Source organism: Pseudomonas qingdaonensis (genome assembly GCF_018398475.1).
GTDB classification, from domain to species: Bacteria; Pseudomonadota; Gammaproteobacteria; order Pseudomonadales; family Pseudomonadaceae; genus Aquipseudomonas; species Aquipseudomonas palmensis.
On sequence record NZ_CP074676.1, the window covers coordinates 4,271,012 to 4,292,213 of the forward strand.

General features: G+C 63.3%; 19 protein-coding genes and 4 tRNA genes. 8 read left to right on the forward strand and 15 right to left on the reverse strand.

Going from position 1 to position 21,202, the window contains the following annotated elements; genetic code table 11:
* Nucleotides 1–17 precede the first annotated feature (17 nt).
* Entirely contained in the window at nucleotides 18–2,240 is a 2,223-nt protein-coding gene (locus KH389_RS19390; protein ID WP_213606053.1) for a DNA internalization-related competence protein ComEC/Rec2, read from the reverse strand.
* Nucleotides 2,241–2,380: 140 nt separating this feature from the next.
* Here KH389_RS19390 and KH389_RS19395 point away from each other — a divergent pair, with 140 nt between their 5' ends.
* Nucleotides 2,381–2,920, forward strand: coding sequence for a DUF2062 domain-containing protein (locus KH389_RS19395; RefSeq protein ID WP_043862892.1), 540 nt, complete (start codon nucleotides 2,381–2,383; stop codon nucleotides 2,918–2,920).
* Here the strand turns inward: KH389_RS19395 and KH389_RS19400 are convergent.
* From KH389_RS19400 to KH389_RS19410, 3 genes are all read right to left on the reverse strand, one after another.
* The gene (locus tag KH389_RS19400; RefSeq protein ID WP_058541067.1) at nucleotides 2,888–3,667 is read right to left on the reverse strand and encodes an ABC transporter permease; all 780 of its coding nucleotides are present in this window, start codon (nucleotides 3,665–3,667) and stop codon (nucleotides 2,888–2,890) included. The two genes, KH389_RS19395 and KH389_RS19400, sit on opposite strands and share 33 nt — an antisense overlap.
* Nucleotides 3,664–4,596, reverse strand: a complete 933-nt coding sequence (locus KH389_RS19405) for an ABC transporter ATP-binding protein (RefSeq protein ID WP_043862894.1) — start codon at nucleotides 4,594–4,596, stop codon at nucleotides 3,664–3,666. The genes KH389_RS19400 and KH389_RS19405 overlap by 4 nt, the downstream gene beginning before the upstream one ends.
* 144 nt (nucleotides 4,597–4,740) lie before the next feature.
* Nucleotides 4,741–5,364, reverse strand: coding sequence for a glutathione S-transferase (locus KH389_RS19410; RefSeq protein WP_100634415.1), 624 nt, complete (start codon nucleotides 5,362–5,364; stop codon nucleotides 4,741–4,743).
* 187 nt (nucleotides 5,365–5,551) lie between these two features.
* On the opposite strand from KH389_RS19410, the gene KH389_RS19415 reads away from it, so the two are divergent.
* On the forward strand, nucleotides 5,552–7,999 hold the full coding sequence (locus KH389_RS19415; protein WP_213606054.1) for an acyl-CoA dehydrogenase: 2,448 nt from the start codon (nucleotides 5,552–5,554) through the stop codon (nucleotides 7,997–7,999).
* Between the two features lie 76 nt (nucleotides 8,000–8,075).
* Complete coding sequence (locus tag KH389_RS19420; protein WP_043862897.1) at nucleotides 8,076–8,489, forward strand: PA2817 family protein; 414 nt, start codon at nucleotides 8,076–8,078, stop codon at nucleotides 8,487–8,489.
* Between the two features lie 112 nt (nucleotides 8,490–8,601).
* Here the strand turns inward: KH389_RS19420 and KH389_RS19425 are convergent, their stop codons facing one another.
* From KH389_RS19425 to KH389_RS19445, 5 genes are all read right to left on the reverse strand, one after another.
* Nucleotides 8,602–8,937, reverse strand: a complete 336-nt coding sequence (locus KH389_RS19425; protein ID WP_213606056.1) for a hypothetical protein — start codon at nucleotides 8,935–8,937, stop codon at nucleotides 8,602–8,604.
* 76 nt (nucleotides 8,938–9,013) lie between these two features.
* Nucleotides 9,014–9,089: transfer RNA gene (locus tag KH389_RS19430), tRNA-Gly, on the reverse strand.
* Nucleotides 9,090–9,092: 3 nt separating this feature from the next.
* A tRNA-Glu gene (locus tag KH389_RS19435) sits at nucleotides 9,093–9,168 on the reverse strand.
* A 102-nt stretch (nucleotides 9,169–9,270) separates the two neighbouring features.
* Nucleotides 9,271–9,346, reverse strand: a tRNA-Gly gene (locus KH389_RS19440).
* A gap of 2 nt (nucleotides 9,347–9,348) precedes the next feature.
* Nucleotides 9,349–9,424, reverse strand: a tRNA-Glu gene (locus KH389_RS19445).
* Nucleotides 9,425–9,757: 333 nt separating this feature from the next.
* Here KH389_RS19445 and KH389_RS19450 point away from each other — a divergent pair.
* On the forward strand, nucleotides 9,758–10,525 hold the full coding sequence (locus KH389_RS19450; RefSeq protein ID WP_043862749.1) for a hypothetical protein: 768 nt from the start codon (nucleotides 9,758–9,760) through the stop codon (nucleotides 10,523–10,525).
* 75 nt (nucleotides 10,526–10,600) lie between these two features.
* Here the strand turns inward: KH389_RS19450 and KH389_RS19455 are convergent, their stop codons facing one another.
* Together KH389_RS19455 and KH389_RS19460 are read right to left on the reverse strand one after the other, a co-directional pair.
* The gene (locus KH389_RS19455; protein WP_054915824.1) at nucleotides 10,601–11,083 is read right to left on the reverse strand and encodes a GAF domain-containing protein; all 483 of its coding nucleotides are present in this window, start codon (nucleotides 11,081–11,083) and stop codon (nucleotides 10,601–10,603) included.
* Nucleotides 11,083–11,970: an ATP-binding protein gene (locus KH389_RS19460; RefSeq protein ID WP_058541064.1), complete on the reverse strand. Its 888-nt coding sequence runs from the start codon at nucleotides 11,968–11,970 to the stop codon at nucleotides 11,083–11,085. Before KH389_RS19460 ends, KH389_RS19455 begins: the two co-directional genes overlap by 1 nt.
* Nucleotides 11,971–12,046: 76 nt before the next feature.
* Between KH389_RS19460 and KH389_RS19465 the strand changes: the two genes are divergently transcribed.
* Nucleotides 12,047–14,413 (forward strand): response regulator, encoded by a 2,367-nt coding sequence (locus KH389_RS19465; RefSeq protein WP_196932772.1) that lies wholly within the window; start codon nucleotides 12,047–12,049, stop codon nucleotides 14,411–14,413.
* On the opposite strand, the gene KH389_RS19470 is transcribed toward KH389_RS19465, so the two are convergent.
* Together KH389_RS19470 and msrB are read right to left on the reverse strand one after the other, a co-directional pair.
* Entirely contained in the window at nucleotides 14,410–14,898 is a 489-nt protein-coding gene (locus KH389_RS19470) for a glutathione peroxidase (RefSeq protein WP_213606058.1), read from the reverse strand. The two genes, KH389_RS19465 and KH389_RS19470, sit on opposite strands and share 4 nt — an antisense overlap.
* Before the next feature lie 26 nt (nucleotides 14,899–14,924).
* On the reverse strand, nucleotides 14,925–15,320 hold the full coding sequence (gene msrB / locus KH389_RS19475) for a peptide-methionine (R)-S-oxide reductase MsrB (RefSeq protein ID WP_196932771.1): 396 nt from the start codon (nucleotides 15,318–15,320) through the stop codon (nucleotides 14,925–14,927).
* 165 nt (nucleotides 15,321–15,485) lie between these two features.
* Between msrB and KH389_RS19480 the strand changes: the two genes are divergently transcribed.
* Together KH389_RS19480 and htpX are read left to right on the forward strand one after the other, a co-directional pair.
* Complete coding sequence (locus KH389_RS19480) at nucleotides 15,486–16,697, forward strand: pyridoxal phosphate-dependent aminotransferase (RefSeq protein WP_043862743.1); 1,212 nt, start codon at nucleotides 15,486–15,488, stop codon at nucleotides 16,695–16,697.
* A 203-nt stretch (nucleotides 16,698–16,900) separates the two neighbouring features.
* Nucleotides 16,901–17,788 carry a protease HtpX gene (gene htpX, locus KH389_RS19485; RefSeq protein WP_043862742.1) on the forward strand — a complete coding sequence of 296 codons (888 nt, stop codon included), beginning with the start codon at nucleotides 16,901–16,903 and terminating at the stop codon, nucleotides 17,786–17,788.
* A gap of 51 nt (nucleotides 17,789–17,839) precedes the next feature.
* On the opposite strand, the gene KH389_RS19490 is transcribed toward htpX, so the two are convergent.
* Nucleotides 17,840–18,493, reverse strand: coding sequence for a thiopurine S-methyltransferase (locus tag KH389_RS19490; protein ID WP_078479742.1), 654 nt, complete (start codon nucleotides 18,491–18,493; stop codon nucleotides 17,840–17,842).
* A 105-nt stretch (nucleotides 18,494–18,598) separates the two neighbouring features.
* Between KH389_RS19490 and KH389_RS19495 the strand changes: the two genes are divergently transcribed.
* Nucleotides 18,599–19,366, forward strand: coding sequence for a DODA-type extradiol aromatic ring-opening family dioxygenase (locus KH389_RS19495; protein WP_213606060.1), 768 nt, complete (start codon nucleotides 18,599–18,601; stop codon nucleotides 19,364–19,366).
* A gap of 105 nt (nucleotides 19,367–19,471) precedes the next feature.
* Here KH389_RS19495 and KH389_RS19500 read toward each other — a convergent pair whose 3' ends face one another.
* The gene (locus KH389_RS19500; RefSeq protein ID WP_043862739.1) at nucleotides 19,472–21,139 is read right to left on the reverse strand and encodes a DEAD/DEAH box helicase; all 1,668 of its coding nucleotides are present in this window, start codon (nucleotides 21,137–21,139) and stop codon (nucleotides 19,472–19,474) included.
* Nucleotides 21,140–21,202 lie beyond the last annotated feature (63 nt).

Genomic DNA, 21,202 nt, shown 5'->3' on the forward strand with positions numbered 1-21,202 from the left:
CACGCGGCCGAACAGCGTCATGTCGGCTCCCGCCAGAAGCGGCGCTGGCTGCGTTGCCCGACCGCCTGGCCAAAGCTGCCCAGCACCAGGCGCACCGCCCCGTGCAGGGCGCTGTCGTGCACGGTGATACCCAGCGCCTGGTAACGCGCCATCACCTGTGCGTGCGGATGCCCGAATGCATTGTGGCGCCCTCGCGAAATCAGCACGCCCCGGGGCCGGGTTCGTTCGAGAAAGGCCTGGCTCGACGAGGTGCGGCTGCCATGATGGGGCGCCTGCAACCAGTCGACCGGGCCGGCTGTCGACTCGCGCAGCCAGGCGCGCTCGGCCTGGGCATCGATGTCACCGGTCAGCAGCAGGGTTTCCCCGCCGGCATCCACGTGCAACACACAGGAGCGCTGATTGCTGTCGCCGGCCTGCTGCCAGCGCCACAGGCTGAAGAGCACGCCATCCCACTGCCATTGCTCGCCACTGGCGCAGGCCTGGGCCTGCAGTTGCCCGGGCAGCTCATCCGGGTCGCCGCCCACCACGCGCACCAGCGGCACGCTGCGCTGCACCGCCAGGGCGCCGCCGGCATGGTCGGCATGGGCATGGCTGATCAGCGCCAGGTCCAGCTCGCGCACCCCCAGCTTGCGCAGAGTCGGCACGACCACCCGCTCCCCCAGGTCGCTGCCACGGGTGGCCGGGCCTGCGTCATACAGCGTCGCATGGTGACGGGTACGCAGCACAAATGCCTGGCCCTGGCCGACATCCAGCTGCCACACCTCCAGTTGCCCATGGGCGATCTCGTTGCGAGGCGCACAGCCGGCCAGCAGCAGCAAGGGCCAGCCCAGCACCCGCATCGGCAGCCCGCCCGGCAACAACAGCAGTACCGTGCCACCGCCCACCATCAACCATGCCCATATCGGCAAGGCGACCGGTGTCCAGGCCGGTTGCCAATGCGCCACCTGTGCCAGTGTCCAGAACAAGGCTGCCAGCGAACCTCCAGCCAGCCACAACAGGGCCTCCCCCAGCAACGGGAGCCCCTGCAGCAGTGTGCCGGCCAGCGCCAGGGGCAACACTGCGATACTGACCCAAGGCACCGCAACCAGATTGGCCAGCGGTGCCGAGAGACTGATCGGCAGCCCCAGCGCCAGCAGCACCGGCAACAGGCCGATCGCGATCAGCCATTGGGCCCGGCACCATGCCAGCCAGGGGTTCCAGGCCCCCAGCCGGCCGCCGAACACATACACCAGCACCGCCACCGCTGCGAACGACAGCCAGAACCCCGGCTGCAGGCTGGCCAATGGTTCCACCAGCAATACACCGTTGAGGGCAAGCAGCAAGGGAATCCAGGCCCCAAGGTGGCGAAAACGCAGGCGCCACAACAGCACCACCGCCAGCATGATGCAGGCGCGTCGTACCGGTACCTGAAAGCCCGCCATCAAGCCGTACGCCAGGGCCGCCGCAAACGCCAGGCCGCACGCCCAGGGTAGCCAGGGCAGCGCCCTGGGCCATGCCCCCACACGTGCCAACCCGGCCACCAGGCCGTACACCAGACCGGCCAGCAAGCCGATGTGCTGACCGGAAATCACCAGCAGGTGCACCGTGCCGGTTGCCTGGAGCACCTGCCAGTCCTCCTGTGCCAGCGCCCCGCCGTCACCCAGCACCAGCGCCGCCAGCGCACCTTCGCGCCCATGGGCCTGAGCCACGAGCAGGCGTTGGCGCACCGAATCACGCCACGCATGGCTGGCCGGGGCCAGTCGTTCACCTGCCCTTACACGGCCGGTGGCACCGATTCGCCGGGCCAGCATGGCGGCTTCCTGGTCAGGCCCATGGGGGTTGAGCAGGCCGGAGGGGCGCTGCAGCTGTACCGCCAGGCGCCAACGCTCGCCACTGTTGACCGGCGGCCCGCCAAACCAGCTCAGGCTCAGCCGCTGCGGCAACTGGGCGCGGCGCGAGGAGGCTTCGGCCAGCTCGAAACGCACCGAATGTGCGCCCTGCTGCGCCAGGCCCACTACCCGACCTTCCAGCCACAGGGTGCGCCCCTCCAGCTCGGGCCGCAGTCGATCGTCCAGCGCCCATTGCGCCGAGCAACAGGCCCAGGCAAAACCAAGCAGGAACAGACCGGGCACTGCCCATCGACACACCAGGCATAACATTCCCGTCATGCCGATGCCCCAGAGCCAGCCGACCGACGGCAAGGCAGGTAGCACGTTGAGCGCCAACAGCCCCAAGGCCAGCGCCAACATCCTTGTGCGCATGGGTAAAGCTCCTGAGCAGATCTCACCCCAGAGGCTTAGATCACCCAGGCCCGCACCTTGCTTATTAATTGTCACAAAGTCTGAATTGGCGCTGTTTACAATCCGTGCATACTGGCCACTTCAGAACGCCGAGAGCCCACATGCCGCGTCGACTTTTCAAACGCTACATGCCAGATCCGACGAGCATTCGGGAACATAAATCCTTACGCTTTCTCGGCCGGCTGCTGCACGACCCCAACCTCTGGCACCTGAATCGCCATTCGGTGGCGCGGGCCATGGCCGTAGGCCTTTTCGCAGCCTTCATCCCTATCCCGATGCAGATGCTGCTGGCCGCCAGCCTGGCGGTTCTGGTGCGCGGCAACATGCCCATCGCCGTCAGCCTGGTGTGGCTGACCAACCCCATCACCATGCCGCCGGTGTTCTACTGCACCTACCAGGTGGGGGCATGGCTGATGCAGATACCGCCACGCACGCTGCCTGAGGAACTCACCTTCGAATGGATCACCGACCAGCTGTCGACGCTGTGGCAGCCCTTTCTGCTGGGCTCGGTGGTGTGCGGCGTACTGCTGGGGGCGCTGGCCTACTGCCTGACCATGCTCTATTGGCGCTGGTGGGTGGGCAGGCAGTGGCGCAGGCGCAAGCAGAAATCAGCTGCGCATTCCTCGCCCGCTGACCAGTAGGCGCACGCAGCCGATGTACAGCACCGCGGTGGCCACCAGCATGAAGGTGATGGCCACGCCGATGCGGATGTCCGAGACGCCCAGGATGCCATAGCGGAACGAGTTGACCATGTGCAGCACCGGGTTGGCCAGCGACACGGTCTGCCAGAACGGCGGCAGCAGGGTGATGGAGTAGAACACCCCACCCAGGTACGTCAGCGGCGTGAGCACGAAGGTCGGGATGATCGAGATGTCATCGAAGTTGCGCGCAAACACTGCGTTGATGAAGCCCAGCAGCGAGAAGATCGTCGCGGTCAGCACCACCACCAGCACCGTCACGCCCAGGTGATGCACCTGCAGATGGGTGAAGAACAGCGACAGCAGGGTCACGATCACTCCCACCGCCAACCCGCGCAGCACGCCGCCCAGGGTGTAGCCGATGAGGATGGTGTGCGGCGACACCGGCGACACCATCAGCTCCTCGATCGAACGCTGGAACTTGCTGCCGAAGAAACTCGACACCACGTTGCCGTAGGAGTTGGTGATCACCGACATCATGATCAGGCCCGGCACGATGTACTCCATGTAGGTGAAGCCACCCATGTCGCCGATCTGCCGGCCGATGAGGTTCCCGAAGATCACGAAGTACAGCACCATGGTGATCGCCGGGGGCAGCAGGGTCTGCGGCCAGATCCGCGTGAACCGCCGCACTTCTCGATAGACGATGGTATTGAGGGCAACCAGGTTGGCGCGCAGTTCCGAACTCATACCGCCACCTTCGCCAGGTTTTTTTCCACCAGGGACACGAACAGCTCCTCGAGACGATTGGTCTTGTTGCGCAGGCTCAGCACCTCGATGTTCTGCAGGGCCAACTGGCCGAACAGCGCGGTGATGCCCACGTCCTTGTCCACCTGCACTTCCAGGGTGTGCGGAGTGATCAGCCGGCACGGGTAGCCGGCCAGTTGCGGCGCCTGGGCCAGGTCATGCTTGAGGTCGAGCAGGAAGGTCTCCACATGCAACGTGCCCAGCAACTGACGCATGCTGGTGTTCTGCACGATGGTGCCGTGGTCGATGATGCCGATGTTGCGGCACAGCTGCTCGGCCTCTTCCAGGTAGTGGGTGGTCAGGATGATGGTGATGCCCTTCTGGTTGAGCTCGGTCAGAAAGCTCCACATCGAACGGCGCAGCTCGATGTCGACGCCAGCGGTAGGCTCGTCGAGGATCAGCAGGCGCGGTTCGTGGATCAGCGCGCGGGCAATCATCAGGCGGCGCTTCATGCCGCCGGACAGCGAGCGCGATGGCACGTCACGCTTGTCCCACAGGCCCAGCTGGGTCAGGTACTGCTCGGCGCGCTCCCTGGCCACCTTCATCGGGATGCCGTAGTAACCCGCCTGGGTCACGACGATATCGAAGGTCTTTTCGAACTGATTGAAGTTGAACTCCTGGGGCACCACACCGATGCAGCGCTTGAGCGCGGCTGGCTCTCGGTCCAGGTCATGGCCGAACACATTCACCGTGCCGCTGGTCTTGTTGACCAGGGTCGAGAGAATGCCGATGGTGGTGGATTTGCCGGCGCCATTGGGGCCGAGCAAGGCGAAGAAATCACCTTCGGCGACATCCAGGTCGATGCCCTTGAGGGCCTGGAAGCCATTGCCGTAGGTCTTGGTTAGCTGCCGAATGGACAGAGCAGAACTCATAGCAGGTCTACACACCAGGTTGAAGGGTTCACAAGGCAGGCGGTCAGACAGGGCCGACCGCGACGAATGTGGCCATGGTGCTTGCCCAGGCCACGCAAGTACAGTGAAGTGTATCGATATTGACTATCAGGGTAATCGACAGGTTCAGGTCAGCGCGGTCATTACCGCCGCCTGGTAGGCCGGCCGTTGCCTGAGGCGCTCGTACCACGCACGCAGGTGCTTCATTTCCGGACGCTCGATGGGCATCTCGAACCAGGCGTACACGAAGCAGCCCAGCGGGATGTCGCCCATGCCGATCGCTTCCCCCGACAGGTAGGGTTGCGTGGCCAGGGCCTGATCGGCGATCGACAGCAGTTCGGCGCACTGCTTGTGCGCGGCGTTGATCTGCACCCAGTCCTGCTGGTCAGACGGTGTACGCAGGATGCCCCAGAACAGCGGGCGGAATGGCGTAGCCAGCGATGACGTGGTCCAGTCCATCCACTTGTCTGCGCTGGCCCGGGCCGCCGGGTCGGCGGGGTACCAGTCAGTGTTTGGGGCATACCGGCCACACAGGTAGCGCACGATGGTATTGGATTCCCACAGCACCAGCTCGCCATCCTCGATCATCGGCACCCGGCCGTTGGGGTTGAGGGCACGGTAGTGCGGCTCGTCGACCACGCCGAACTCGCCACCGGCATCGATCGACTGGTAATCCAGGCCCAGCTCCTGGGCGCACCACAGCGCCTTCCTGACGTTTGACGAGTTCTTGCGTCCCCAGATCTTCAGCATGACGACTCCTGACATAGGCGGTGGGCACTCAGTCTACCCGAGCTGGCGAGGCTGACAATCGCTGGCCCGCGGCCCGAAAACGCGAACTTCCACAGGTCACGTCCTGTCACTGTTCTGACGGGTTGTTTGGCACAGGCGGTCTAAGCTCTGTCGGATAGCTATTTCTGGAGCTCACGGAGGAAAGCATATGTTGCTGTTGTGGTTAGTGGTGCTGGTGGTCGGTATTGCCTACCTGGCGCACCGGCGGGTTGCCCCCCTGCCCGCACTGGGCGTGGTTGCCGTCTACCTGGTGGCGATGGGCGCATTCAGCCATGCCCCCGGCTGGCTGTTGACGATCTTCTGGCTGCTGCTGGTGGCCACTGCCGTGCCCCTGGTGCTGCCCGATCTGCGCCGCAAATGGCTGACTGCCCCGCTGTTCGGCTGGTTTCGCAAAACCTTGCCGCCGATGTCGCAGACCGAGCGCGAGGCCATCGATGCCGGTACGGTCTGGTGGGACGGCGAGCTCTTTAGTGGCCGCCCCGACTGGACCACCCTGCTGGCCTATCCCAAGGTGCAACTGAGCGCAGAAGAGCAAGCCTTCATCGACGGGCCCACCGAGGAGCTCTGCGCCATGGTCAGCGACTGGCAGATCGGCCAGGACATGGACCTTCCCGCCGAAGCCTGGGCGCACATCAAGACCCATGGCTTCTTTGCCCTGATCATTCCCAAGGAATACGGCGGCAAGGGCTTTTCCGCCTTCGCTCATTCACAGGTCGCGATGAAACTGGCCACCCGCAGCGGCGACCTGGCCTCCACCGTGATGGTGCCCAACTCGCTCGGCCCGGCCGAACTGCTGCTGCACTACGGCACCGACGAGCAACGCAACCATTACCTGCCCCGCCTGGCCCGCGGTGACGACATCCCGTGCTTCGCCCTCACCGGTCCGCTGGCCGGCTCCGACGCCGGCGCCATGCCCGACACCGGGGTCATCTGCAAGGGCCAGTGGCAGGGCGAGGAAGTACTGGGCCTGCGCCTGAACTGGGAGAAGCGCTATATCACCCTGGGCCCGGTGGCGACGCTGCTGGGTCTAGCGTTCAAGGCCTACGACCCCGATCACCTGCTGGGTGACAAGGAGGAGCTGGGTATCAGCCTGGCTCTCATCCCGACCGACACCCCAGGTGTCGAGATCGGTCAGCGCCATCTGCCGCTGGGCGCCGCGTTCATGAACGGCCCCAACAGCGGCAAGGACGTGTTCGTCCCGCTGAGTTTTCTGATTGGCGGGCAGGAGATGCTCGGCAAGGGCTGGATGATGCTGATGAACTGCCTGTCGGTGGGACGCTCGATCTCCTTGCCGGCAGTCGGTACCGGTGCCGCCAAGTACACCAGCCTGGTAACGGGCCAGTACGCACAGGTGCGCGAGCAGTTCAACGTACCGCTGGCCGCGTTCGAGGGCATTCAGGAGGCTCTGGCCCGCATCGGCGGCAATGCCTGGCTGATGGACAGCGCGCGCATGCTCACCGCCAACGCGGTGGACCTGGGTGAAAAACCCTCGGTGCTGTCGGCGATCCTCAAGTACCACCTTACCGAACGGGGGCGCGAATGCATCCAGCACGCCATGGACGTGCACGGGGGCAAGGGCATCATCATGGGCCCGAACAACTACCTGGGTCGCAGCTGGCAGGGGGCACCGATCTTCATCACCGTCGAGGGCGCCAACATCCTCTCGCGCAACCTGATGATCTTTGGCCAGGGGGCGATTCGCTGCCACCCGTTCGTGCTCAAGGAGATGGCCCTGGCAGCACGTGAAGACCACGACCAGGCGCTCAAGGAGTTCGACGCCCTGCTGCTCAGGCATGTGGGCTTCGCGGTGGGTAACGCGGCCAGCACGCTGGTCCTTGGGTTGGGCCTGGGGCGCTTTGAAAAGGCACCCGGCGATGCATTGAGCCAGGGATACTTTCGCGCACTCGATCGCCAGGCGGCGGCCTTCGCCCTGCTGGCCGACCTGTGCATGATGCTGCTCGGTGGCGAGCTGAAACGCCGTGAGCGCCTGTCGGCGCGCCTTGGCGACGTATTGAGCAACCTGTACCTGGGTTCGGCAGCCCTCAAGCGCTACCACGATCTCGATTCGCCCGAGTACCTGCGGCCGCTGTTGCGCTGGGCCATGGAAGAAAGCCTGGGCCAGGCCGAAAAAGCCCTGGACCGCCTGCTCGACAACTTCCCCAATCGGTTCCTCGGTGGCGCGCTGCGCCTGGTGGTGTTCCCGTTCGGGCGCCGTCATACCGGCCCGTCGGACGAACTGGATGCCGAAGTTGCTGCGCTGCTGGGTCGCGCCAAGGGTGATCCGGCACTCGAACAACTGCTGGCTGGCTGCTATCGCCCCACCGATGCAAGCGACCCGGTGGGCGCGTTGCAACAGGCCAGCGACCTGCTAAGGGCCAGCGCCCCGCTGCACAAGAAGCTGCACCAGGCCCACAAGGGCGGCCAATTGGCGCCGGCTCCCGGCGAATCGCTGATCGACGCAGCCTTGCACGCCAACACCTTGCAGGCCGGCGAAGCTCAAAGCCTGCACGAGGCCGAAGCCGCACGGCGCCGTGTGATCGACGTGGATGCGTTCAGCAAGGACGAGCTGCTGCCCACCGAGGGCAAGGTGCGCTGAGCATCACTCCAACGGGACATCGGGCGCGGGGAGCCTTATACTCCCGCGCCCGATTTTGCTCTAGAGGATCGCCCGCATGGCCAACGCCACTGCTCAACTGGAATACCACCTCGCCCTGCTCACCCACCTGCGCACCATCCTTGCAGCCCTGGGTGAGGCCGAACAGGTACCGGAAGAAAGCCACGCGCTGTTTCTGGAGCGTTTCGACGACCTGATGCAACAGTTGCCGGTCGACCCGGAGAGCACCTACCTGGGTCAGGACCTCATCTGCCAGGTCATCCAGCGCTACCCGCAGATCGCGCACCTTATCCCCCGCGACCTGCTGTGGTTCTTTGGCGGCGATTGCCTGCACTACATGCCGGAAGAAGAACTGGCCATGTACCAGGAGCTGGAAGAACGCCGCTACGAAGCCGAGCAGAACGACGAACCGTTCGACTGGAACCAGGAGAAGCAGTTGTTGAGCATGTCGGGCGACGACAGCAAGCATTGATGCGCAAGCTACCTGTCAGCGCGACCAGCAGAACTGGCAGGTAGCCCCCCTCGGCAGGATGACCACGTCCCGCACAAAGCGCATTCACATGACTGCGTGTGCTTGAACGGGCTCAGAAAAAAAAGTACACGCCGGTATCGAGCTCGAGTGCCGTTCGCACCTGCGCCTCCACCTTCAGCAGTGCACCTACCTCGGGGCAGGCTTGGATACAGGCCGACACCAACGCACTGAATGCCGCCAACTGCACAGTGCCTAGAATCCTTTCATCTTCATACTCGTCGATATTCAGCGCCAGCGCTCGATTGGCCTGCGTGAAAAGCCCCGATCGCCACACGGCTTCGAACTCCTCTGCATCCAGCTGAACATCTAGCAGGTCTGCATCCGTACAGGTATCGGCATCCAGCCGCGACATGGCGCCTCGGCTCAACGGCACACAGATTATTTTCATGCTGCCCCCTGCCATCGCGCGGCGTTTTTTACGCAAAAAAAAACGCCGTTCATACGAACGGCGTTTTCTTTGAATTTGGAGCGGGAAACGAGACTCGAACTCGCGACCCCGACCTTGGCAAGGTCGTGCTCTACCAACTGAGCTATTCCCGCAAATGGCGTCCCCTAGGGGACTCGAACCCCTGTTACCGCCGTGAAAGGGCGGTGTCCTAGGCCACTAGACGAAGGGGACACTGCCTGAAACACCATGGTGTAGTGTTTCAGCTCCAGAAATACACCCGAAGATGCTTTCTGGTTTCACTCAGCCCTGCCGTGAAGCAAAGCTGCTTAAAATTGGAGCGGGAAACGAGACTCGAACTCGCGACCCCGACCTTGGCAAGGTCGTGCTCTACCAACTGAGCTATTCCCGCAATGGCGTCCCCTAGGGGACTCGAACCCCTGTTACCGCCGTGAAAGGGCGGTGTCCTAGGCCACTAGACGAAGGGGACACGCTACAACATTCACTCCCTGCCGCGTTTCGCTGTGTGCTTTACGCTGCAAGTGGCGCGCATTCTAGGGGTGGTTTGAGAAGTCGTCAACCCCTAGATATAAATTTATTTAAATCAATGACTTCGCCCTGCTTTACGCTGCCACGGAAGCCGCAGCGCGCCTGAGCCTTGACTATTATTTTCTGACGCACATACGCGACGCGGCCCAGTGCTGGCGGCACCTCAAGGCAAAATGCCAGCAATCCGCCCCGCCCAACTGCCAAACAGCTCTATCCGGGCAAAAGCGAAGCCACTACACTCAAACGGCAAACCTTCCTGTATGAGGCGTTAACGGTGACACCACTTCTGATCACCCTGCTTATAGTAGCGGGTATCGCACTCTTGATCGTGATTGGCTACCTGAACAATGTAGTCGAGAGCAACAAGCTGGAACGAGCCCGCCTCAAGATCGAGCTGGCCGACCGCTTGCGTCGTTGTGGCGAAATCACCGAAACCTTCCCCGGCCAGTTGATGACCCCGGCACTCAAGCTGCTGCTGACCCGCCTCGAACTGAACCTGAACCAGCGCCGCCTGGCCCTGGACAAGCACAACCGTGAAATCCAGGCACGCATCAGCGAGCTCCAGGGCCTGATTGCCCTGGGCGATGGCATACCGGTGAACAACCCTCCCGGCCCGATCCAGACCGAAGCCCGTGCCAAGGATGTACGCTTTCTGCTCGAAGCCCTGCACAGCCAGGTGGTTCGCGCCTCCCAGGAAGGCTTCCTGCCGACCAACGAAGCCAAGTACTGGGTAAAGGAAATTCGCCATATCCTGGTGCTGCTGCACATCGAGTTCTTCAACAACCTGGGGCAGCATGCGCTGCAGCAGAACCAGCCGGGGCAGGCCCGCCTGGCGTTCGAACGGGGCGTGCAGTACCTGCGCAAGCAACCTGATCCGGTGCTCTACCGCGAGCAGCTCGACTATATGGACAAACTGCTGGCACGCGCCAACGCCATGGTACTGAGCCAGAACCAGCCAACCGAAGACGAGGTCAACCCACTGACCGAAGGGCTGAAGTCCGACACCGAAGAAGACTGGAAGAAGAAAGTCATCTACGACTGATTGCAACACAACCCATTCGCCAGCAGCTCCCGACAGGAGCCTTGCTGGCGAATGGGCGCAACGCCTCTACCCGCCTCAGCAGTCCGTCGAATCCAGGAAAATCCGCGCCAGACGCTCCAGCCCGGCCTGATCCTGCTCACCAAAGCGTGCAAGTACAGGGCTGTCCAGGTCCAGTACGCCGATCAGCGCTCCGTCCTTGACCAGAGGGATCACCAACTCGCTGTTGGAGGCGCTGTCACAGGCAATATGCCCCGGGAAGGCATGCACATCCTCCACACGCTGGGTCTGGCGTGTAGCCGCCGCAGCCCCGCACACCCCTCGCCCGAACGGGATGCGTACACACGCCACCTGCCCCTGAAACGGCCCCAGCACCAGCTCTTCACCGCGCGCCAGGTAGAAACCTGCCCAGTTCAGGTCTTCGACCTGGCTGTACAGAAAGGCGGAAAGCTGCGCAGCGTTGGCAATGAAATCCCGCTCCCCGTCCAGTAGCGCCTCCAGCTGCGCCGCCAGCAGGTCATAGCCGCACTGGCCGCCCCCCACTGCATTCAAATCGATCATTACTGTTGCTCCAGCAGTTTCAGGCCCACCCAATAGCGGGCAAATTGATAGGCGCAGCGGCCATTGCGATTGCCGCGGCCGGTTGCCCAGCGGATCGCGGCCTTGTCCAGCTCTTCATCCCGTGCCCAGACCAGACCTGGCGCCAGCGCCAACTGGGTGATCCAGTGCTCGACCACATCAAGGAAGTGCTCCTGGGTGAACGGGTAGAACGACAGCCACAGACCAAAGCGGTCCGACAGGGCAATCTTGTCCTCGACGGCCTCGCTGGGGTGCAGCTCGCCGTCGACCATCTTCCAGTTCTCGTTGTCGCTCTGCTTTTCCGGCACCAGGTGCCGACGGTTGGAGGTGGCATACAGCAGAACGTTGTCCGGCGCCTGCTCGAGGGAGCCGTCCAGCACGCTCTTGAGCACGCGGTAGTCGCCCTCCCCGGCCTCGAACGACAGGTCATCGCAGAACAGCACGAAACGCTGTGGCAGTTTGTGCAGTTGTTCCACCACCCGCGGCAGGTCCGCCAGGTGGTCACGCTCGATTTCGATCAGGCGCAGCCCCTGTGGGGCGTACTCTGCCAACAAGGCACGCACCAGCGACGACTTGCCGGTGCCGCGCGAGCCCCACAGCAGCGCGTGATTGGCCGGCATGCCGTCGATGAACTGGCGGGTATTGCGGCCCAGTTGTTCACGCTGCCTGTCGACACCGATCAGGTCGGTCAGGCGCATGTCCAGGCTGACCTCGAGCGGCAGCAGAAAACCGCTGCGCCCTTCGCGCTGCCAACGGGCAGCCAGGCACTGGGTCCAATCGATGCTGGGGCGCAATGCCGGCAGCAGCGGTTCCAGACGCGCCAATACCGATTCGGCGCGCTCCAGGAAAGCATTCAAGCGAGAGTCCACGTTATGTCCTCGACACAGATTCTTGGGGAAGCCTGAATGTGCGACAGTACCTGCCAGCTACCGGGGGTGATCGGCTATGCTTGCGCAGCGCACGGAAAGTGGAACTGGCTCGGGATACATGGATATCAAGTTCACCAATCGCCTGTCTTACAAGCAAGCCCGGCTGACGGTCCTGGTCGGTTTCATCCTGGGAACATTGCTCAGTCTCATCCAGATCGGCATCGATTATGCCAGCGAAGACGCCTCTATCAATCGCGAGATGCAGGCACTGCTGCAAATCAGCCACAACCCCGCCTCGCGCATTGCCTACAACCTCGATGCGGAACTGGCCAACGAACTGACCCTGGGCCTGCTCAAATCCCCCGCCATCACCCGTGCGCGCCTGATCGACAACACCGACAGCGTGTTGTCCGATGTGCAGCGCCCGCGCGAACAAAGCAGCTATCGGGTAGTGAGTGATTTTCTCTTCGGCCAGAGCCGGCAGTTCCAGGATCGTCTGATGCTCGACCAGATGCCCAGCGAATACCTCGGCACCCTGTATCTTGAAGTCGACACCTTCGCCTTCGGCAGCCGCTTTCTGAAGCGGGCCGAAGTAACGCTGCTCAACGGGTTCGTGCGCAGCCTGGTGCTGACCGGCATCCTGCTGGCACTGTTCTATTTCATGCTGACCAAGCCGCTGGTGCGGGTGATCAGTGCCCTGAGCAACAGCAATGCGCGCGCGCCCAACCAGAACAAGCTGGCCTTCCCGCCCGGTCACGAACAGGACGAGATCGGCGTGCTGGTCAAGGTCGCCAACCAGCAGTTCGTGAGCATGGCCACCGAGATCCAGCAGCGGCGCAACGCCGAAAACCGCCTGACCGACTACCTCAACGAGCTGGAAAACATCGTTTCGGCCCGTACCAACGAACTCAAGTCCAGCAACACCCGCCTGAGCCAGTCCAACGAGGAACTGGAGCAGGCGCGACGCCGAGCACTGGACATGGCCCAGGCCCGTGCCGCATTCCTGGCCAACATGAGCCACGAGATCCGCACCCCGCTCAATGGCCTGCTGGGCATGATCGCGCTGTCGCTGGACAGCCCGCTCAACGCCGAACAACGCCAGCAGCTGTCCATCGCCCACGACTCGGGCAAGGTACTGGTGGAACTGCTCAACGATATTCTCGACCTGTCCAAGTTCGACGCCGGCCAGCTGGAGCTGGAGCGCATCCCCTTCGACCTCGGCGCCCTGGTGGAAGACACCGCCAACCTGCTGTCGCAGAACGCGGCGCCCAGCGTGGAGCTGACCTGCCTGATCGATCCGCAGTTTCCCAGCAGCGTGCTGGGTGACCCCACGCGGGTGCGCCAGATCGTCAGCAACCTGCTGTCCAATGCGCTCAAGTTCACCCGTTTCGGGCGTGTCGACGTTCGCCTGGGCACCTACCCCGGCGGCGTGCGCCTGGAAGTCTGCGACACGGGCATCGGCATCCCGCTGGAAGCCCAGGTCAGGATCTTTCAGCCTTTCACCCAGGCCGGTGCCGGTATTACCCGCCAGTATGGCGGCACCGGCCTGGGCCTGGCGCTGACCCGCAACCTTTGCGAAGCCATGCAGGGGCGCCTGAGCATCAGTTCGGAAGCTGGCTTCGGCAGCCAGTTCAGTGTCGAGCTGCCGCTGTCCTCCCACACCCCGGCGATTGCACCCGCTCCCCTGCGCGGCAAGGTGGTGGCGATCAGCAGCGCCAGCAGCGGCCTTGACGAACTGCTGCAGAGCCTGCTGCCCCGCTGGGGGCTGACGTACTCGCGCCATGACAGCATCGACAGCCTGGTCGACCTGGAGCCCGACCTGCTGGTCACCGACAACCTGGATGGCCTGTTCGGCCTGCGTCCGTCACTCAAGGCGCCCATCCTGCTGGTGACCGCCTATGGCAACTTCCTGCCGGGGGAAGAAGCCGCCCAGTTGGCACCGCTGCAGCAGCAGGCCCGCCCGCTGGCCCGCAACGCCCTGTACCAGACCTTGCAGCGCATTCTGCAGGGCAGTGACGATGCAGGCCCGGTCGCCCAGGCGGGCACCCAGACCAGCGAGCGTCGTGCCCGCATCCTGCTGGTGGAGGACAACCCGGTGAACCAGCTGGTCGCCAAGGGCATGCTGGGCAAGCTGGGCTGCGAGGTGATCGTGGCCGGCCACGGCGGGGAGGCCCTGGAGCAGTTGGAGCAAGCCGCCTTCGACCTGGTGCTGATGGACTGCAACATGCCGGTGATGGACGGCTACGAGGCCAGCCGACGCATACGCCAGAGCGGACGCTGGCCCGACCTGCCCATCGTGGCACTTACCGCCAACGCCATGCCCGAGGAACGCGAACGCTGCCGGGCGGCAGGCATGAACGACTACCTGGCCAAACCCTTTCGCCGCGAAGAGTTGCTGGCGCTGATCGATCACTGGGTGCCGCCAACAGCCCCTGAAACCTAGCGCAGCAGCTTTTCGATATCGCCCGCCAGCGCCTCGGGCTTGGTGCTGGGCGCATAACGGCTCACGGCACCCGACTGCGGATCGATCAGGAACTTGGTGAAATTCCACTTGATCGCCTGCGAACCGAACAGGCCGGGAGCCCTCTGCTTGAGCGCGGCGAACAGGGGATGCGCGCCCGCCCCATTGACCTCGACCTTTCTGAACAGGGGAAAGCTCACGCCAAAGTTGGCTTCACAGAACTGCGATATCGCCAGCTCATCGCCCGGCTCCTGCTTGCCGAACTGGTTGCAGGGAAAGCCCAACACCACCAGGCCGCGCTCGCGATAGCGCTGCCATAGCGACTCCAGGCCCTTGTACTGTGGCGTGAACCCGCACTGGCTGGCGGTATTGACCACCAGCACCGCCCTTGCCGGGTAATCCGCCAGGGTTTTCTGCTCGCCCCGCAGGGTGGTGCAGGGAATATTGAGCAAACTGTTGTCGGCCATGACCGCGTCTCCTGCGTTCGGGTGGGTTACTGTCGCGGCACCAGGTCAAGGCACACCGAGTTGATGCAGTAGCGCAGACCGGTGGGCGGCGGGCCGTCGGGAAACACATGGCCCAGGTGGGCATCGCAAGTGGCGCAGGTGACTTCGGTGCGAATCATGCCATGTGAGGTATCGCGGATCTCGACCATCGCGTTGTCGGCGATAGGCTCGTAGAAGCTGGGCCAGCCGCAGCCGGAGTCGAACTTGGCCCTGGAATCGAACAGCGGCTTGTTGCAGCAGATGCAATGGTAGACGCCATCGGTGCGGGTGCTGTTGTACTTGCCGCTGAACGGGCGCTCGGTGCCCTTCAGGCGACACACGCTGTACTGCTCGGGGTCGAGCATCGCACGCCATTCTTCCAGGGTTTTCTCGATCTTTTCCATCACCAGGCCTCGCTGAATTAAAAACCCCGCACTGCGTCTTTTCGACAACGCGGGTGGCACGTATTATTGCGCCTCATCAGACGTCAGTCTGGCACCCGCGTTACACGCATTTCAAACGTTTTCACAGCGCAATGCGCGGCGATCTTTTCTAATCGGGATCACATCATGCAGGTCAGCAAATCGAACAAGCTCGCCAATGTCTGCTACGACATTCGCGGCCCGGTGCTCAAGCACGCCAAACGCCTGGAGGAGGAAGGCCACCGCATCCTCAAGCTGAACATCGGCAACCCGGCGCCCTTTGGTTTCGAGGCGCCCGACGAGATCCTCCAGGATGTGATCCGCAACCTGCCCACCGCCCAGGGCTACAGCGACTCCAAGGGCCTGTTCAGCGCGCGCAAGGCGGTGATGCAGTACTACCAGCAGAAGCAGGTCGAAGGTGTCGGCATCGAGGACATCTACCTGGGCAACGGCGTGTCCGAGCTGATCGTGATGTCGATGCAGGCCCTGCTCAACAACGGCGACGAGGTGCTGATCCCGGCCCCGGACTACCCGCTGTGGACCGCTGCGGTGAGCCTGGCCGGCGGCAACCCGGTGCACTACCTGTGCGACGAGCAGGCCGACTGGTTCCCCGACCTTGCCGACATCAAGGCCAAGATCACCCCCAACACCAAGGCCATGGTGATCATCAACCCGAACAACCCCACTGGCGCGGTGTACTCGCGCGAGCTGCTGCTGGGCATGCTGGAAATCGCCCGCCAACACAACCTGGTGGTGTTCTCCGACGAGATCTACGACAAGATCCTGTACGACGATGCCGTGCACATCTGCACCGCCTCGCTGGCCCCCGACCTGCTCTGCCTGACCTTCAACGGCCTGTCCAAGTCGTACCGGGTGGCGGGCTTCCGCTCCGGCTGGCTGGCGTTGTCCGGGCCCAAGCAGCACGCCCAGAGCTATATCGAAGGCATCGACATGCTGGCCAACATGCGCCTGTGCGCCAACGTGCCGAGCCAGCACGCCATCCAGACCGCACTGGGCGGCTACCAGAGCATCAATGACCTGGTGCTGCCGCCAGGTCGCCTGCTGGAGCAGCGCAACCGCACCTGGGAGCTGCTCAACGACATTCCAGGGGTCAGCTGCGTCAAGCCGATGGGCGCCCTGTATGCCTTCCCGCGCATCGACCCGAAGGTCTGCCCGATCTTCAACGACGAAAAGTTCGCCCTCGACCTGCTGCTGTCGGAAAAACTGCTGATCGTGCAAGGCACCGCCTTCAACTGGCCGTGGCCCGACCACTTCCGCGTCGTGACCCTGCCACGTGTCGATGACCTGGAGCAGGCGATCGGTCGCATCGGCAATTTCCTCAAGACCTACCAGCAGTAAGCCCGAATGCCTGCCTGCGCCAGCCCTGGCGCAGGCCACGGGCCAACCTCAAGCCTGCCGCTCTGGCTCGCGCACCTGGCATTCTCCGCGCCTGCCCGCACAAGTACACAGTTTGAAATAGTCGCCCGGTTGAATACACGGAGCGCGCACCTTATATACCCCGCATACGCAAGCTTTCTATCCGTCAGGAGAACGTAACAACCATGATGCGCATTTTGCTGTTTGTGGCCACCAACCTTGCGGTCGTGCTGATTGCCAGCATCACCCTGAGCCTGTTCGGCTTCAACGGGTTCATGGCGGCAAACGGGGTTGACCTCAAGCTCGACCAGTTGCTGATTTTCTGCGCTGTGTTCGGCTTTGCCGGCTCGCTGATCTCGCTGTTCATCTCCAAGTGGATGGCGAAGATGAGCACCGGTACCCAGATCATCACCCAGCCGCGCACCCACCATGAGCAATGGCTGCTGCAGACCGTCGAAGAGCTTTCCCGCCAGGCAGGCATCAAGATGCCCGAGGTGGGCGTCTTCCCGGCCTACGAGGCCAACGCCTTCGCTACCGGCTGGAATCGCAACGATGCGCTGGTCGCGGTCAGCCAGGGCCTGCTCGAGCGTTTCTCGCGTGATGAAGTCCGCGCCGTGCTGGCCCACGAGATCGGCCACGTCGCCAACGGCGACATGGTGACCCTCGCGCTGGTACAGGGTGTGGTCAACACCTTCGTGATGTTCTTCGCACGCATCATCGGCAACTTCGTCGACAAGGTGATCTTCAAGAACGAAGAAGGCCAGGGCATTGCCTACTACATCGCGACCATCGTTGCCGAACTGGTCCTGGGTATCCTGGCCAGCATCATCGTCATGTGGTTCTCGCGCAAACGCGAGTTCCGCGCCGACGAAGCCGGCGCCCGCCTGGCCGGCACCAACGCGATGATCGGCGCGCTGCAGCGCCTGCGTTCTGAACAGGGCGTGCCTGTGCACATGCCTGACACCCTGAATGCCTTCGGCATCAATGGTGGCCTGAAGCAGGGCCTGGCAGGCCTGCTGATGAGCCACCCGCCGCTGGAAGATCGTATCGAAGCCCTGCGTCGTCGCGGCTAAGCGAGCAGCAGGCAAACAGGAAGGGCGACCCACGGGTTGCCCTTTTTCATTTCAGCGTTGCAGACGGTACACCCGCTCCACCAGCCGATCAGCACCCGCCTTGATGAACCTGGGGCTCTGCGCCAACACGTCGTCCTGCGCGGCGATCGCCAACTGCCACTGCTCGCCAAACAGGCGCTCGACCTCTTCATCGGGCACGGCAAAGGGCGGACCGTCAGTGACCGCCTGATCGTAGTCAAGAGTGATCAACAGGCCCTTGCAAGGCGACGGCAGGAGCTGCTGCAGATGCGCCACATACCGCTCGCGCATGGCAGGCGGCAAGGCGATGATCGCGGCACGGTCGTAAAGGCCCGCACAGCCCCGCACGTCACCCGCAGTCAGTGCGAAGAAATCGCCACACCACAACTCGATGCCCTCGCTGCGGTAGACCGTGAAGGCCCCCTGCTGCGAAACCTGCGGCTCCCGCTCATGCTCGGAAAAAAAGTCCTTCACCGCCCGCTCGGACAACTCCACCCCAAGCACGTCGTGGCCTTGCGCGGCCAGCCACGCCATGTCCAGGCTCTTGCCGCACAGCGGCACCAGTACACGGGCACCAGGCGCAATGCCCAGTGCGGGCCAATGCTGCTGCAGATACGGGTTGACCTGCTGCTGGTGAAAGCCGATCAGATCGTTCTCCCAGCGGTTGTGCCAGAACGCGGGCTGCATAACCTTACCTCGATAAATTCGATTAAATACCGCAAAAACTTATATTAGATTTAGATCAATGATCTGCCCGAAGATGGCTGCATATTAACCTTCAGGACCACCCCGATGCTGCCCAGCCTGTTTATCTCCCACGGCTCTCCCATGCTGGCACTGGAACCGGGTGCCAGCGGCCCGGCACTTGCGCGCCTGGCGGCGCAACTGCCGCGCCCCAGAGCGATCGTCGTGATGTCTGCGCACTGGGAAACCACCGAACTGCGCGTGACAAGCAACCCGCACCCACCCACCTGGCACGACTTCGGCGGCTTTCCGGCCGCCTTGTATGCCGTGCAGTACCCTGCCCCCGGCGACCCACAGCTCGCCGAACAGGTAAGGCAACGGCTCAATGAAGCCGGGCTGCCCACAACACTCGACGCCAAGCGGCCTTTCGACCATGGCGCGTGGGTGCCCCTGTCGCTGATGTACCCGGCGGCGGACATACCGGTGGTGCAGGTATCACTGCCCAGCCAGAACGGCCCGGCGTACCAGCAACAGGTAGGCCAGGCACTGGCGGCCCTGCGCGAGGAAGGCGTGCTGCTGATCGGCTCCGGCAGCATTACCCACAACCTGCGCGAACTCGACTGGCATGCCGGCCCCGAGAGCGTAGAGCCCTGGGCACTGGCGTTTCGCGACTGGATGATCGACAAGCTGGCTGCGGGCGACACGCCGGCCCTGCATGACTATCGCCGGCAGGCGCCGTTTGCGGTGCGCAACCACCCGAGCGACGAGCACCTGCTGCCGCTGTACTTTGCCCGCGGCGCGGGCGAGCGGTTCGCGATCGAGCACCAGGGCTTCACCCTGGGAGCACTGGGAATGGATATCTATCGGTTCGACTGAGGCGGCAGCCCTTTCCCCGGCAAGGCCGGCCCCTGTAAGCCAAACAGGCCGCCCAGGCAAAAAAAATCCCCGAACCAGTCGGGGATTTTTCATTTCACTCGAAGATCAATCTTCGCGATAACGACGCAGCTTCAGCTGCTTGCCGGCAACGCGAGTGTCCTTGAGCTTGGTCAGCAGCTTCTCGAGGCCATCTTCCGGCAGCTCGACCAGGCTGAAGCTGTCGCGCACCTGGATGCGACCGATCGCTTCGCGGGCCAGGCCGCCTTCGTTGAGGATCGCACCCAGCAGGTTCTTGGCCGCGATACCGTCACGCGCACCCAGCGCGGTACGGCAACGTGCACGACCTTCACCCAGTGGCATCGGCGCGCGACGCTCACGCTCGCCACGCTCGGAGCGCTCACCGGCAGGACGATCACCACGCGGGGCCGAAGTCGGCACCAGCGGCTGCTCTTTCTCGACGGCTTCCAGGGTCAGCGCCTGGCCATTGGTGGCCTTGCGCAGCAGGGCCGCGGCCAGGGCACGCGGGCTGCAACCGATGTCGGCAGTCAGGCGGTCGAGCAGATCACCGTGGGTAGCTTCTGCATCGGCAACCAGCGGCGCGAGGCTGTTGGTGAGCTTCTTGATGCGCGCGTCCAGTACGGCCTGGGCGTTGGGCAGACGAACTTCGGCAACCTTCTGGCCGGTCACACGCTCGATCACCTGCAGCATGCGGCGCTCACGCGGGGTGACCAGCAGCAGTGCACGACCTTCGCGACCGGCACGGCCGGTACGGCCGATACGGTGAACGTAGGACTCCGGATCGTACGGCATGTCGACGTTGAACACGTGGGTGATGCGCGGTACGTCCAGACCACGGGCAGCGACGTCGGTAGCGACGACGATGTCCAGGCGACCATCCTTGAGCGAGTCGATGACGCGCTCACGCTGGTTCTGGGCGATGTCACCGTTGAGCGCGGCAGCCTTGTAGCCTTTGGCTTCCAGGGCGCTGGCCAGGTCCAGGGTGGCTTGCTTGGTACGTACGAAGGCGATCAGTGCATCGAACTCTTCGACTTCCAGCAGGCGCAGTACCGCCGAGACCTTCTGGTCGGCGTGGACCATCAGGTGTGCCTGCTCGATGGCAGTCACGGTCTGGGTCTTGGTCTGGATCTTGACGTGTTTCGGGTCACGCAGGTGACGCTCGGCGATCGCACGGATCGACTGCGGCAGGGTGGCCGAGAACAGTACGGTCTGGCGGGTTTCCGGCATGGCCTTGAAGATGACTTCCAGGTCGTCCATGAAGCCCAGCTTGAGCATTTCGTCAGCTTCGTCGAGCACCAGGTGATTGACGGTAGCCAGCACCTTCTCGTCGCGACGCAGGTGGTCGCACAGACGGCCAGGGGTAGCGACGACGATCTGCGCGCCGTTACGGATTGCTTTGAGTTGTGGGCCCATCGGGGCACCACCGTATACCGCTACCACGGTAACGCCCGGCATCTGCTTGGCGTAGGTTTCGAATGCGGTAGCTACTTGCAGCGCCAACTCACGGGTTGGCGCCAGGATCAGGGCTTGCGGCTCGCGCTTGCTCGGGTCGATGCGGTGCAGGATTGGCAGAGCGAAGGCAGCGGTTTTACCGGTACCTGTCTGCGCCTGACCGATCATGTCATGACCGGCAAGAATAATCGGGATCGATTGCTGCTGAATGGCCGATGGCTCTTCGTAGCCAGTGGCGATAACGGCGGCAACAATACTTGGATGAAGATCGAGAGCGGCGAAGCCGCCGGTTTCCTGGGTCATGGGTCTGCCTCTAAGTGCATCCGCAAAGACCCATGCTCCAAAGCTGCACATGCCTTGTAAGAC

Coding starts and splice junctions, on each gene's coding strand:
- KH389_RS19470 (WP_213606058.1), bottom strand. CDS start 14,898: ATGGCCGACAACAGTTTGCTCAATATTCCCTGCACCACCCTGCGGGGC.
- KH389_RS19390 (WP_213606053.1), bottom strand. CDS start 2,240: ATGCGCACAAGGATGTTGGCGCTGGCCTTGGGGCTGTTGGCGCTCAAC.
- KH389_RS19415 (WP_213606054.1), top strand. CDS start 5,552: ATGTTGCTGTTGTGGTTAGTGGTGCTGGTGGTCGGTATTGCCTACCTG.
- KH389_RS19495 (WP_213606060.1), top strand. CDS start 18,599: ATGCTGCCCAGCCTGTTTATCTCCCACGGCTCTCCCATGCTGGCACTG.
- KH389_RS19405 (WP_043862894.1), bottom strand. CDS start 4,596: ATGAGTTCTGCTCTGTCCATTCGGCAGCTAACCAAGACCTACGGCAAT.
- KH389_RS19425 (WP_213606056.1), bottom strand. CDS start 8,937: ATGAAAATAATCTGTGTGCCGTTGAGCCGAGGCGCCATGTCGCGGCTG.
- KH389_RS19420 (WP_043862897.1), top strand. CDS start 8,076: ATGGCCAACGCCACTGCTCAACTGGAATACCACCTCGCCCTGCTCACC.
- KH389_RS19400 (WP_058541067.1), bottom strand. CDS start 3,667: ATGAGTTCGGAACTGCGCGCCAACCTGGTTGCCCTCAATACCATCGTC.
- KH389_RS19410 (WP_100634415.1), bottom strand. CDS start 5,364: ATGCTGAAGATCTGGGGACGCAAGAACTCGTCAAACGTCAGGAAGGCG.
- KH389_RS19395 (WP_043862892.1), top strand. CDS start 2,381: ATGCCGCGTCGACTTTTCAAACGCTACATGCCAGATCCGACGAGCATT.
- KH389_RS19490 (WP_078479742.1), bottom strand. CDS start 18,493: ATGCAGCCCGCGTTCTGGCACAACCGCTGGGAGAACGATCTGATCGGC.
- KH389_RS19500 (WP_043862739.1), bottom strand. CDS start 21,139: ATGACCCAGGAAACCGGCGGCTTCGCCGCTCTCGATCTTCATCCAAGT.
- KH389_RS19465 (WP_196932772.1), top strand. CDS start 12,047: ATGCTTGCGCAGCGCACGGAAAGTGGAACTGGCTCGGGATACATGGAT.
- msrB (WP_196932771.1), bottom strand. CDS start 15,320: ATGGAAAAGATCGAGAAAACCCTGGAAGAATGGCGTGCGATGCTCGAC.
- KH389_RS19480 (WP_043862743.1), top strand. CDS start 15,486: ATGCAGGTCAGCAAATCGAACAAGCTCGCCAATGTCTGCTACGACATT.
- KH389_RS19455 (WP_054915824.1), bottom strand. CDS start 11,083: ATGATCGATTTGAATGCAGTGGGGGGCGGCCAGTGCGGCTATGACCTG.
- htpX (WP_043862742.1), top strand. CDS start 16,901: ATGATGCGCATTTTGCTGTTTGTGGCCACCAACCTTGCGGTCGTGCTG.